The 13,064-nt window shown below is 50.8% G+C and carries 8 protein-coding genes; 2 read left to right on the top strand and 6 right to left on the bottom strand.

Annotated features, from left to right (window positions below):
* Nucleotides 1-29: 29 nt before the first annotated feature.
* From BLQ88_RS12235 to BLQ88_RS12210, 6 genes are all read right to left on the bottom strand, one after another.
* Nucleotides 30-626 carry an ExbD/TolR family protein gene (locus tag BLQ88_RS12235; protein WP_090149861.1) on the bottom strand — a complete coding sequence of 199 codons (597 nt, stop codon included), beginning with the start codon at nt 624-626 and terminating at the stop codon, nt 30-32.
* Nucleotides 627-954: 328 nt separating this feature from the next.
* Nucleotides 955-1,665, bottom strand: a complete 711-nt coding sequence (locus tag BLQ88_RS12230; RefSeq protein ID WP_090149860.1) for a DoxX family protein — start codon at nt 1,663-1,665, stop codon at nt 955-957.
* 101 nt (nt 1,666-1,766) lie between these two features.
* Nucleotides 1,767-4,409 (bottom strand): ABC transporter permease, encoded by a 2,643-nt coding sequence (locus tag BLQ88_RS12225; protein ID WP_090149857.1) that lies wholly within the window; start codon nt 4,407-4,409, stop codon nt 1,767-1,769.
* Nucleotides 4,406-4,741 (bottom strand): PadR family transcriptional regulator, encoded by a 336-nt coding sequence (locus BLQ88_RS12220; protein ID WP_090149855.1) that lies wholly within the window; start codon nt 4,739-4,741, stop codon nt 4,406-4,408. Before BLQ88_RS12220 ends, BLQ88_RS12225 begins: the two co-directional genes overlap by 4 nt.
* Before the next feature lie 568 nt (nt 4,742-5,309).
* Nucleotides 5,310-7,079, bottom strand: a complete 1,770-nt coding sequence (locus BLQ88_RS12215; RefSeq protein WP_229212679.1) for a RagB/SusD family nutrient uptake outer membrane protein — start codon at nt 7,077-7,079, stop codon at nt 5,310-5,312.
* An 8-nt stretch (nt 7,080-7,087) separates the two neighbouring features.
* Nucleotides 7,088-10,402, bottom strand: coding sequence for a SusC/RagA family TonB-linked outer membrane protein (locus BLQ88_RS12210; protein ID WP_090149850.1), 3,315 nt, complete (start codon nt 10,400-10,402; stop codon nt 7,088-7,090).
* Nucleotides 10,403-10,744: 342 nt separating this feature from the next.
* On the opposite strand from BLQ88_RS12210, the gene BLQ88_RS12205 reads away from it, so the two are divergent.
* Nucleotides 10,745-11,287 (top strand): RidA family protein, encoded by a 543-nt coding sequence (locus BLQ88_RS12205; protein ID WP_090149847.1) that lies wholly within the window; start codon nt 10,745-10,747, stop codon nt 11,285-11,287.
* 111 nt (nt 11,288-11,398) lie between these two features.
* Nucleotides 11,399-12,934, top strand: a complete 1,536-nt coding sequence (locus BLQ88_RS12200; protein WP_090145524.1) for an IS1182 family transposase — start codon at nt 11,399-11,401, stop codon at nt 12,932-12,934.
* Nucleotides 12,935-13,064 lie beyond the last annotated feature (130 nt).

Genomic DNA, 13,064 nt, shown 5'->3' with positions numbered 1-13,064 from the left:
AGGCTTGCCAATGCATTACAGCCAATGCATTACTTCTTATCCAGGGGCTGATCGGTTGGGATTGGACTGTCCTGAATGCGATCGCCGAGCAGTTTTGTTTCCGCTTCGGTCAGCTTGTCGACCAATGCGTAACTTCTTGTTTTGGTAATCGCCATTTCGTCCATCACATCCACCATGTTTTTGTAGCTCGAAACCGCCGTTGGTTTAATCACCACAATCAGCGATCGACTGCCAAGACGTTCTTCCGGCAAGGCTGCGACGCGTTTTTGTCCTGCGAAAATGACGTTCCTCAACTCGAATCCGTGGCGTGTGGTTTTCAATGAGGAAGGAGCGCGCTGATCATCCGGCGCAATGCCGTCGAGGTAATAGACTTCATCGTGGTTGCCGAGGAAAATTGTCAGTACCCCGGAAGCGCGGATCGGTTCGGTTTCGACGAGGTCGGTCTTTTTCGGGAAGAATACCGACATCGAAGTGGGTTTGCTCATGGTAGTAGCGAGCATGAAGAATGTAATCAGCAAAAAGCCGAGGTCTACCATCGGGGTCATATCGACGCGGGTCGACACTTTGCTTCTCACTCTGCCCACGCCAGTGCCGCGGGTGTTTCCGGAAACTTCTATGGCTGCCATATGTCAGGTTGGTTAGTGGTTTGAAATGGGTTCGTTAACCTTCTGACTAAATATATAATTTAATTAAATATAAAAACAAATTTAGTGTATAAAAAAAGAACCGCTGGCAATGTGAACTGCCAGCGGTCTATACTTATTTAATTTTCATGACTAATGATAGGTTGATCCCCGGGCTTGCCGGAAAACAATGCAAACGTAACGCGTTGCCGTGGAGCCGTTGCTCTCAAACTATTTAATGGCGGTTTTCGTGAGTATTCGGCATTTTTCAGTGATTTAACGGTTTTTCATCGAAGGAGGGCGGCAGGTGGTCTCAATGTGCATTCCGTACTCATCTGGCTTTGGGCGCCTTCTCGTACGCGTCCAGGCAGACGTTCAGCGGCTTACCCTGGTTGTAAATGCAATCGCAAAACTGCCTGCATGCCTCGGGGTTATCATTACCGGGGCAGCCGTTCGTGCATTCCTCCGGGGAGTTGCCGGGACGGATGTCGTACATGTATTGGTTCCCGATAATGACGCCGGCAATCATGGCAATCACCATAGCGAAGAACTTGACAGGAAATTTTTTACTCACCGCCTTGTATTCCGGAATGCCCAGGTCGGCCTTTTTGAAGGGCAGGATGTACCGGATTCTGTCGAAATACCAGCAGATGAGGTAAGTGTTCGCCAGGAGGATAAGTGTGACAATGCGCGTACCTTCGAAACGGAGGGCGTAAACCAGCACGGTGATATTCAGCATGATAGGAAATGCCATGAGGGCGCCCAGCACTGCCGTGCGCGGGATGAGCAGCAGGGCCGCGGTAATCAGCTGCCCGGCGCCGATGAATGTATAATAGTAGCCGGTCAAATGCAGGGCGTCAAAATAGTGGCCGAGCGGGTTGTTCGAGGGCAGCGCGGTAAACCTTTCACCCGAGACCTTCACAAAACCGGAAGGAATAAAGGCCAACGCCACGCCGATGCGGCAAAAGGTCGCGAAGTAACGGAACCATTTGTTGCCTTTCGCTTCCAGGTAAAACAGGACAAGACGGGTAAAAAGATTCATAGCGGTCGGTTTAAAGATTTTCTCAAATATTTATAAAGTACTTTGTATTTCAAAGTAAATACTGAAAAAGAATCGCTGCCATGGATTGACAGCGATTCTTTTTATTCGCTTTTCAGCACTTTCGCCGGGTTACTCCGGGCGGCTTTGGCTGTTTGCGAGCCAATCATGATCAGCGCCAGCAGCATAACCACCAACGCTCCCCCGAGCAGTTCGGGAAGGCCGATGGGCTGGTGATAGGCAAAGCGGGTAAGGAGCAATTTGTCGAATAGCAGGTAGGTAGCCGGCAGGGCTATGAGCGCCGCAATGCCCAGCAGTGTGATGAAGCCGCGGCAAAGGAGGTATATCAGCCCCGGCTCGCTGGCGCCCAACACTTTGCGGATGCTGATTTCCTTCAACTTGGTTTCGGTAGTGAAGACGACCATGCCGAAAAGGCCGAGGGACGCAATACAGATAGCCAGGAAGGCGAGGAAGCCGATGGCCTTCACCATCACGGAAAACTGGCTGTATGCTTCTTGAATCTGATCGTCGTAAAAAGTGGCTTTCAGCGGATGCACCCTGTCGAACCGTTTCCAGGCGGATTCGATTTTCGCCATCGTGTTTTCAAGATCGTTGGTCGCAAGTTGAAGGTTGAGGTATCCCCACGGCTCGCTTCGGGAATACCGCAGCATCGCCGGCTCGATCTTGTTTTCCATCGTGCCGTAATGGAAATCTTTCAGCACGCCTATGATCGTCAGCTTTTGTCCGTTGACTTCGATGATCTGCCCCAGCGCTTTATGCGGATCCTGGTTGCCGATGTTAAATCGCTTTAAAACCTGTTGGTTTACAATCAGTTCGCTCTCGCTCCCTTTCTCGGGCCGTAATGTAAAGTTGTTGCCCGCCAGCAGTTTATGTTGGTGAATAGGAAGGTAATGCTCGTCTACGGTATTCACCCACACCAATCCCGAATCGGCGGGTTGCGCGTCCTTGCGGGGAAAGTATTTCACGTCGAACCCGTAAATGCTGCCCACGCTGGTAACCATGCTCGAATGCGAGATTTGCTTCACTCCGGGTATTTCGGCCAGCTCTTTTTTTAATACTTCGGCATCCACGCCGCGCAGTTTGATATTAAGGATATTTCCGGTGTTGAAACCGAGGTCGAAATTCAAAAAGCCCTTGTATTGTCCGTAACCCACGACGGTGGTGGCAATGAAAATCAGGGAAAGCGCATATTGCGTCACGATAAGCACCCGCCGCAGCCCGATATGCCTGAAAATTTTGATTCCCGATGCGTCCTTCATGACCGCAAGCGCATTGATCTTGGAGAAAAACACAGCGGGCAGGAAGCCGGCCGCAAGCCCGGTGAATAGGGCCAGCGCGATGAAATACAATACCGAACGGAACGACAGGTCGAGCCTGAAAATCTCGGAAATGTGCGGGTCGAGCGCCAGGAATTCCCTCCGAACCAGCAGGTAAAGCCCGAAAGAGAACAGCAAAGCCAGAAAGGCGATGATCACCGACTCGGCCATAAACTGGCCGAGCACATGGCTTCCGCGCGCGCCGATGATCTTACGTACGCCTACCTCGCGCGACCGCCTGAGCGACCGCGCTACCGACAGGTTGGTATAGTTGAAACAAGCCGAAAGGATGATCACAAAAGCCAGCCCGCCCAGTATCCATAGGGTAGTGGGTTCGGTGCGCGGGCCCATATTGTTGGAAAGTTTCCTTCCCAATGCAATGTCTTTGAATGGTTGGAGCGACATGGTGACCTTCTGGTGCACCAATGCCTTGTTTTCCTCCCTGCAAATCTGGTCGAGCGCGCGTTGAATGCCGGTCGTGCTGCCTCCTTTCGGCACGGCGATGTATACGTAGTTGGACCATACATTGTCCCAGTTGTTAAACACATCTCCTTTCTTCCCGAACAATGCTTCCGCGGTTGCAAACGATACCAGCGCGTCGAAATGGATATGGGAAAGATGCGGCACATCCCTGGCTACCCCGGTAACCTGGTAATCCAGGGTGTCCAAGCGGACGGTCTGACCTACCGCATGGGTGGTACCGAAAAATTTAAGGGCGGTTTTTTCAGTCAAAACGAGCGAATAGGGTTCTTTGAGCGCCGTCGCCGGGTCTCCGGCAATCAGGGGAAAAGTGACCACTTTAAAAAATGACCCATCGGCCCAGGTTGCTTCGAGCGGAAACGTGTTCTGGCCTATTTTGGCATCTTCGGAAAACCCGTTGCGGATAATGGTAAAATCCTCGATGCCCGGAACGTCGCCCGCGAGCCGCTGCGCGATTCTCGCGGAGGTGGAAGCGAGGTTCATGGGTTCCCGCCCGTCGGCCTGATGGTGCGTGTTGATGCGGTAAATGCGGTCTTTCTTCTCGTGGAAATCGTCGTACGAACGCAGGTCGTTCACAATGGCGATGACCAGCAGCCCTACCGACATGCTCACAGCCAGGCCGACGATATTGATAAACGAAAACAGTTTGTTGCGGACGAGGTTGCGCCGCGAGGTTTTGAAATAGCTGCCGATCATCATGAAATGGGTTAGGAAAGTAAGAGGTTCTATTTTACGAATGGTGTACGGTCTCATGAACTTGATCACGTCCAGGAAGTAAATCAGCCGGGCGCGGGCAATGCCTTTTTGCCGCACATTGCGTTCAAAATACTCGTAAAGATCGCCTTCGAGGTCTTCGAGCAGGCGCGGGCGGCAATACCAGCGAAGGAAGCTGGTGGTCCATCTGGGAGGCTGCGGGTCGGACTTTTTCATATCGAGCCTTCGAGGTTAAAGCCGGGAATGTTCCGCCAGATCGACTCGCGCAGCTCCTTCGCACGCATGAGCGCCACCTTGCCCGCGTGGGAGACTTCGTAAAAGCGCTTCCGTTTACCGCCCCGCGTGGCGCTTGCGTCGCCGAGGCGGCTTTTGGCCAGTCCTTTTTCTTCGAGCCTGTTCAGTACGGCATGCACCACGCCCAGCTTCGCCGAACGGCCGGTATATCGTTCCAGCTCATCACAAATGGCAACGCTGTAAGCTTCGGCCGCGAGTGAGGCGATCGTGAGTAATACCAGTTCTTCAAATTCGCCAAGGTTAGTCCCTTTCATCTGGCCAACAATAGTTTAGTCTATTTAGTCATTAAATGTATGTATTATCAAAATATAAAATCATGTTTTGTATGTAAAATATTTTTTGAGATAGCCATTTGTCATCCCATCTATCAATCTTTATCATCTGATCCCCGGGCTAAAGTCCGGGGCAAGGGGATAAGGGCAAAATATTTTTTGGATAGTCATTTCCAATCAATCTTTATCATCTGATCCCCGGGCTAAAGACCGGGGCAAGGGGATAAGGGCAAAATATTTTTTGGATAGTCATTTCCAATCAATCTTTATCATCTGATCCCCGGGCTAAAGACCGGGGCAAGGGGATAAGGGCAAAATATTTTTTGGATAGTCAATTCAATCAATCTTTATCATCTGATCCCCGGGCTAAAGACCGGGGCAAGGGGATAAGGGCAAAAAAATGAGGTTGTCGTTGCCGACAACCTCAGATGTTAATCTATTGCCCCGGTCTTTAGCCCGGGGATCGAGAGATTAAGGATTTCCAGAAAATGGATTTCTAAAATGGATTTCTAAAATGGATTTCCAGAACCAGATTTTTAAGAATTTAACATTACCAGCCTGGGTTTTGCCCCAATGCAGGGTTCCGGATGCGGTCGGGCTCGGGAATTGGCCAGAGGTATTTCTTGTCGGCCCATTCGCGCTGGCCCGGGTTCCAGACCACTTCGCCGGAAGTGCCTTTGGAAAGCTGGATCCGACCTACCGCTGTCGAAGGGCTTACATCCACGAATGCGATGCCCGGCGTGGTAGAAGTAGGCTTGGTGCCCTGGTAAAACGATACGTCGTTTTTGCCGTCGCCATTCAGGTCGTATTCGCCGAGTGCAGGCACGTACATGCCATTCATGGGCGCGTCCTGGAAGAGGTTACCGAGTTTCCATCTTCTCAAATCGTCCGGGCGGAGGCCTTCGAAAACCATTTCAGTACCTCTTTCGCGCAATACTTCCAGCAGCACAGGGCTGTTGAACTTGTTGCCAAAGAACGAAACCATATAAGGATCGGCTGTGGTAGGCAGGGTCGTGAGCGTAGCGCCGGTGATACCTGCACGCTTACGCAATGCACCGATGGTATTGGTCCATTCCGCGTCGGTCATTTTGTCGAGCTCGGCCAATGCTTCCGCCTTGTTGAGCAACACCTCGCCGTAGCGCATGATAATGTGCGCATTGTCGTTACGGCTTTCGTCGTCGAATGGGAAACGCTCGTCGTAGCACCATTTGATCGGCTGGTAACCGGTGTAGGTCTGGGTGAAATTTGGCGGAGCGATCACGGGAACACCGTTTTCTGTACGGGTATAGTCGCCGGTGCGGATGGTTTGTTTCAAACGCAGGTCGCGGTTTTTAACCTCCTCCACGAACGTAGTCGTTTCGTAACCCTTCTTGCTGGTAAATGGCGTACCATCCAGGTTCAGGTAGGTATTCACAAAACGGCGGGTCAGGCTGGGACGGTTACCATAAGTAGGGCTGATAAACCGGCGGTTGGCCGAGCTGTACACCTGCAAACTGGCGCTCAATGCAACCGAAAGGATGGTTTCATCGGCGAATGCGCTCTTTGCGATGAACATTTCGCGGTAAGCCCTGTCCGGCGAGCTCGTATGCAGCGTGAAACCGGTGATCGCATTGGCTTCTTTCACTACTTCTTCATACCATGCATTGGCAGTTGTCTGCTTGTTGTCCTCGGTATGGTATTTCCGCCACGAAGCTTCGTACAAAGCAATGCGCGTTTTGTACGCACGCGCCACGTTCTTGGTAATGCGTGTTACCGAAGGATCGGAGGTCAATGTAATGTTCTCGATCGCGAAGTTAAGATCGGCAAGTACCTTGTCCATTACTTCGTAGCGGTTCATACGCGAGCCGTAAAGCGTAGCGTCGTCCTTCACGTCGATGGTTTTATCGATCCAGGGCACATCACCGAACCTTTTTACTTTATCGAAATAAAACAGGGCCCGGAAAAAGCGCGCCACGCCCAGGTAATGGTTCTTGGTTGGAACGGTGCTTTTTTCTGTGTTTTCCAGGAAGTAATTGATGTTACGAAGGTTTCCCCAATCCCATCCACCGCTCGTAATAGGGCTTAATGCATTTACCGCCAGGTAAGTATCCACGCCATTACGGGCAACAAAATCGGAGTTGTCGTCGATCTGGAACACGCCCGCGTCCGGGTCAGGAAGCAGGTTGTAAAAAGAGTTTGCATAAAGGTCCAAACCGTTTTCCGAGCCGAATACGGCTTCATTCGTGGCAGTATCTACCGGCACCTCGTTGAGGTCGCAGGAGCTTGCCGTAGCGATCAGCATTACGGCAAGGGTATAGTTAAGTATTTTACTAGTCTTCATAATTCCCATTAAAAATTGAGTGACAAGCCGATAGATACAGCTTTCAACATCGGATAGTTGTAACCGTCGCCGGAGGTACCGCCGCCCAGATCGCGATCGGATCCGTAAATGCTGGTAACGTCGGTGTCGCGGGTCCATTTGTACAGCGGCGACCATGTCCAGAGGTTTTCGCCGGAAACATATACTTTCAGGTCGCGGGCGTGGATTTTGGAAGTGAAACGCTCGGGAATGGTGTAGCCGATTTGCAGGTTTCTCAGGCGGATATAGCCTACATTCTGCAAGTAACGGTCGTTGGCCACCTGCAATGCGCGGCCCGAGCCTTGCGCTACGTAACCTACGAGGCGTGGGAGGTAAGCATCGAAGTTACCCAGCTCCTCGCGGAACATATTATCCTGCTGCCAGCGTGGGTAAGAGTTGTAAGGTCGGTTGTATTGTCCCCAGAAACGCGCTTCCGATGAAGGGTACCAGTCCTGCTTCAATACGCCCTGGAAGAATGCACCCAGGAAGAAGCCATTCCAGTCGCCCGACAGGTTTACGCCGTACGAGTAGCGTGGTTCCGAGTTACCGATAATGGTTTTGTCCCCCGAATTGCCTACGCGGTTCAGGCCCTGGTAAATCACGTTGTCGCCATCCAGGTTCTGGAATTTAAGGTCACCTACGTAGTTTTTCCGGGTGTTCGTATTCGGAATGTTGGCTTGTGACGGAGATGTTGCGATCTCGTCGTCGGAGCGGAACAAGCCGGCCACTTTATATCCCCAGATTTCACCCACACGCTGGCCTTCGTAATAATCGGTCAGGTTTTTGTCGGGATTGTTGTATTTGGTGATGGTCGCTCTGTAATCCGCCAGTGTGAAACGCACATTGTAATGGAAAGGCTTGGATGCCATGTTGAACTGGTCGTCCCAGTTGATGGAAAGCTCCCATCCATTGGTTTTCAAATCCGCATAGTTGCCTTTTGGAACTACCGTTCCATAAACTGCCGGCACGGTTGGCCCTACGGTAAACATATTCGTGGTATTGCGCTGGTAAATATCTCCCGAGAAGGAAAGACGGCTGTTCAACGCATAGAAATCCAGACCAAGGTTGGCAGTAGTGGCAGTTTCCCAGCTCAAATCGTTAGGTACTACCCCCGGCATACCGGTTGCTTGCGGGCGAACACCATTGATCACACGTCCCAATTGAGAAATACCGAACTTCTCGTTGAACGAGTAAGGCTGAATGTTACCATTCCCCAGTGAGCCGTAAGAAGCACGGACTTTTACATTGGAAATGATTTTAGGATTCACTTTCCAGAACGGCTCCTCGGACACGCGCCATCCGGCAGATACCGACGGGAAGAATGCCCACTGCTGGTCGGTCGGGAATTTAGACGAACCGTCGTAGCGTCCGTTCAATTCGAGCAGGTAACGTTCGCGGAAGTTGTAGTTCAAACGGAAGAAACCACCGGCAATGGCCCATTTGCGGTAACGCCCGGCCGTGGTAATGCTCTGCCCGAGTGCAAGGTTGATATTGTCGGCGCCGCTGTAAACGAGACCGTTACGCTGCGCAAAAATGCTGTCCTGCTTCGATTGCTCGTAGTTCAAACCACCCAGCAATGTGAAGTTGTGCACGTTGTTGAACGATTTCACATAATCCGCATAGAAGTTGGTAGCCAGGTAATTGGTAGTGCTCCTTCCTTCGGCAATATCGTTGGTGTTGGTACCCGTGTAGCCGGTCACGCCTTGCGCGCGGCTGTACGGCACCGGAACGCGCACCTGGTGCGTACCGAAGTCGGTGTTCTGGAATGTCATATTTGCCCTGATCGTCAGCGCTTTTTCGAAGAACTGGGCCTTCAATGCGGTCTGGTTTTTCAGGAAGCGACGTGTCTGATCCTGGGCATTACGGCCATAGTAGTAATCCCCCACGGTATAAGCCGCGGAGAATGAGAGCGATCCGTCCGGGTTGGTCAATGGTGCCAGCGGGTGGCCTTCATCGGCGATGTTACGGTAAATACCGCTTCCCTCGCCCACGTTGAGTGGCTGGTGGTATTTCATCGACGAGAACTCGGTATTGTTATCCACGCGAAGCCACGGCGTCAGCTGCACACCGCCTTTACCACGGAAGTTGTACATGTTGTATTTATCCGTATTGTAGCGGAACAAACCGTCCTGGTTGTTGAAGCGGCCGCTCAGCAAATAAGTGGCTTTGTCAGTACCACCTGCGATCGAAAGCGCGTGATCCTGTGCGCTGAGGCGTTTTTTGTAAAGCTGTTTGTACCAGTCGGTGCTGTAATAATATTGATATTCACCGGTAGTAGGATTCACTTCGACGCGTGGCAGCGACGGGTCTTCATACCTTCTTTTAATCTCGGCCAGGTAGGCGGGAGAGAATGCGATGGTTTTGTTGATCGCCGTCGGCGTGCTGCCGTTGTCGTTCCAGCGCGACCATGCGTCGCTGAAACCCTGCGCCCAGGGATAGGAGTCGGTGATATTGTCGGGAACCTCCGTCGGCGCTTTGATCGAATAGTTAGCCGAATAAGAAATCCTCATTTTGCCTTCCGGAGCAGGTCTTGTGGTAATCAATACCACCCCGAATACTGCACGGGCACCATAAATGGAAGCCGAGGCCGCATCTTTCAACACCGAAATACTCTCGATATCCTGCGGGTTCAACATGCGCGGGTCACCTTCGACACCGTCGATGAGTACCAATGCGCTTCCCTGCTGACCAATCGAGGTAGTACCGCGGACGTTGAATGAAGGCGATTGGGTAGGCTTGCCATCGAACATCCGGATGTTCAGGTTGGGTACCGCACCCACCAGGCCTTGCGCGAGGTTGGGGAGCGGACGGTTTTGCAGCACTTCCTGGCCTACCTGGTCCACTGCACCGGTAAGGTTCACTTTCTTTTGCGTACCGTAACCGACAACCACCACTTCGTTAAGTGACTTGCTGTCAGCCTTCAATGCGATATCGATCGTGGTACGTGCCCCGGTCTCAACTTCCTGGCTTGTATAACCTACATAAGAAAAAACGAGCACCGCACCGCCCTCGGGGATGTCGATGGAGTAGTTTCCGGAGGCGTCGGTAACGGTACCGGTCTGGGACCCTTTAATAATAACGTTGGCGCCCGGGATACCATCAGGCGTATCGCCGTCGGTAACGCGGCCTTTGATTTGACGATCTGCTTTGGTGAAATTCCAGTGCGCTTTCCCGGATTTGATTCCGGTTTCAAGAGTCGGGCTTGCCCAGCTCGTGCCGCCGATCAGGGTGATCAGCGCCGCATGGGCAATCGATTTTTGCAAGGTGCCAGCACGCAGCGGCCACCTTTCTTTACATCGATACATGGGTGTAGATTTATGGATATGGTGAATGAATTAAGTTAGTTCCGGTTTTGAGGCGACAAAATTGGGTAATCCGACTTGTTTAACAGCTCCGTTCAGGCGCTATTTAACAATATGATAATCTGATGATACAGATAGGAGAGGGGGGATTTACGACAGTAAAAGTCAAGTGTTACTTAACAGATACTCAATTTTGTTTAATTATATAGAGAATTAATGTTGATAATAAAATAATTTCTGTGTTATCGGCGCAGGGTGAGGATTACAATAGTGTACAGCTCATGGCAGTTCTCAACAAATGATTGTTAATTTTGGCGCCATCTAATTTTTAAACTTAACCTTACCATGTTAAAACAAACTTCCCGGATTGTACTATTGCTTTTGTTCGCTGTCGTCAGCTTCCGTGGCAACGCGCAGTCCGGTCGCCCCGACGTCGAAAAGAAACTGACCGAAATGGGCATTACGATACCGAAAAAGAACCCGTCGAAAGGGACCATATTGAGTGCGGTGCGCGTGGGTAACCTGGTTTACCTCTCGGGCCACGGACCCGATAAACCCGGCGGCGGCCAAATCCTCGGTAAAGTAGGGGACGACCTCACCGTCGAGCAGGGAAAAGAAGCCGCGAAACTCTGCGGGATCGCATTGCTCGCCTCTCTGAAACAAGAGATCGGCGACCTGAACAAGGTAAAACGTGTAGTGAAAGTGTTAGGCCTGGTCAACTCCACGCCCACATTGACGCAGCAGCCGCAGGTGATCAACGGCTTCACCGATTTCATGGTAGAAGTTTTCGGAGAAAGCGGCAAGCACGCCCGTTCGGCGATCGGGGTGGCTTCGTTGCCTTCCGGTATCGCCGTGGAGATCGAAATGATCGTGGAAGTGGCGCCGTAGGAAGATTTTTAGTGCAAGAGGCTGTCTCACATGAGGCAGTCTTTTTTCATTTTCATGGTTGGGTAATTTTTCTGAATTGATTATCTTTAGGTATAAGCAAATCAAGGAAAAATGGGTCGACGACAGCCTAATTTCAAGCCCTATCACCAGCAGCAGTTAATGCTGCTTCCCCCAAGTTTAGATGAATTAGTCCCCAAAGGTCACGTTGTACGTGTGGTCGATGATGTGATCAATAAGATCAATTTAGAGTCGCTCAATGCTGCCTACTACCTGACCGGCCCGGCGAGCTACCATCCCCAGATGCTGTTAAAAGTGCTTGTATTCGGCTACATGAGCAATATTTATTCAAGTAGGAAGCTGGAAGCGGCTTGTAAGGAGAGCATTTACTTTATGTATTTGAGCTCAATGAGCTTCCCTGATCATAACACCATTAACCGTTTTAGGGGCGTTCGTTTAAAGGATACGTTCAGGACGATTTTTGAGCAAGTGGTCAGCTTGCTTGCCCAGGAAGGATATCTGAGCATTGAGGAAGTATTTACCGATGGAACCAAAATTGAAGCGAACGCCAATAAATACACATTTGTCTGGAAGAAGGCGATTGCCAGCAATAAGGAGAAAATGAAAAAACAACTGGCTGAGATCTGGGCGTATGCACAGAGCGTGGCTGCCACCGAAGACAACATGCCCGAGCCGCCAGACTTGACCACAATCAATAAGGAGAAAGTCCAGGATACGGTCGATACGCTTAACCAGGTGCTCGGTAAAAAGGAGAACATCGACAAGAAAATGAAGACCAAACTGGGTTATGTGACCAAGCATTACCCGGCCAATATTGCCCGCTACGAGCAGCAGGAAGCCATTTTAGGTAGACGAAACAGTTATAGCAAGACCGATCCTGACGCTACCTTTATGAAGTTGAAGGAGGACCATATGCGCAACGGCCAGCTCAAACCTGCCTATAATGTTCAGATATCAACCTCAAATCAGTTCATCGTAAATTACTCCATCCACCCCAATACCACTGATACGAACACGCTGTCCAGTCACCTGGAACAGCATGAGAAAAGCTTTGGCGCTGCCCCCAAATCGCTGACTGCCGATGCCGGTTACGGCTCGGAGGAAAACTACACTTTATTGGAAGAAAAGAAGGTGACTGCCTTTGTGAAGTACAACCTATTTGACAAACGCCAGAACCGCGCCTTCAACAGGAAACACCCATTTGCCACCGACAAACTTTATTACAACCCGGGGCAGGACTATTATATCTGTCCGATGGGTCAGAAAATGGCTTACATAGGCGATCGGACAAGGAAAACAACCACCGGCTTTGGGCAGACCGTAAGGCTTTACAAAGCCAGAAACTGTCAAAATTGCCCATTGAACGGAGCTTGTCACAAGTCACAAGGCGATCGGGTGATTCAGATAAATGTCAATCTAGAAAGGCAAAAGCAGCAAGCTGACCAGCTGCTAACAAGTGAAGAAGGCATCCAGAAACGAAAGAAGCGATGCTATGATGTTGAACCGGTCTTTGGCAACATCAAAAACAATCACGGCTTCCGGCGATTCATGCTCCGCGGCAAGCAAAAGGTCGAAATCGAGTGGGGATTAATAGCATTAGCCCAAAATCTAAGGAAAAGAGCGGCCTAAGACAGCCGTTTTTTGCCTTCATTAACCAAATCGAGCCCAATAGCTTCTTGTCTAAGATATTACTGCCGATTCCAGATCATCAAAAATAAAATGAAAGAGGGTGCCTCGTTTTTTAATTGAGACACCCTCT

Source organism: Dyadobacter soli (genome assembly GCF_900101885.1).
Taxonomy (GTDB): domain Bacteria; phylum Bacteroidota; class Bacteroidia; order Cytophagales; family Spirosomataceae; genus Dyadobacter; species Dyadobacter soli.
The sequence above is the reverse complement of the archived record's forward strand: the minus strand, read 5'-3'. Positions and strand labels throughout refer to the sequence as shown.

Bases quoted from the DNA above. Each gene is read 5' to 3' on its own strand.
- BLQ88_RS12235 (WP_090149861.1), bottom strand. From the start codon at position 626: ATGGCAGCCATAGAAGTTTCCGGAAACACCCGCGGCACTGGCGTGGGC.
- BLQ88_RS12230 (WP_090149860.1), bottom strand. From the start codon at position 1,665: ATGAATCTTTTTACCCGTCTTGTCCTGTTTTACCTGGAAGCGAAAGGC.
- BLQ88_RS12225 (WP_090149857.1), bottom strand. From the start codon at position 4,409: ATGAAAAAGTCCGACCCGCAGCCTCCCAGATGGACCACCAGCTTCCTT.
- BLQ88_RS12220 (WP_090149855.1), bottom strand. From the start codon at position 4,741: ATGAAAGGGACTAACCTTGGCGAATTTGAAGAACTGGTATTACTCACG.
- BLQ88_RS12215 (WP_229212679.1), bottom strand. From the start codon at position 7,079: ATGAAGACTAGTAAAATACTTAACTATACCCTTGCCGTAATGCTGATC.
- BLQ88_RS12210 (WP_090149850.1), bottom strand. From the start codon at position 10,402: ATGTATCGATGTAAAGAAAGGTGGCCGCTGCGTGCTGGCACCTTGCAA.
- BLQ88_RS12205 (WP_090149847.1), top strand. From the start codon at position 10,745: ATGTTAAAACAAACTTCCCGGATTGTACTATTGCTTTTGTTCGCTGTC.
- BLQ88_RS12200 (WP_090145524.1), top strand. From the start codon at position 11,399: ATGGGTCGACGACAGCCTAATTTCAAGCCCTATCACCAGCAGCAGTTA.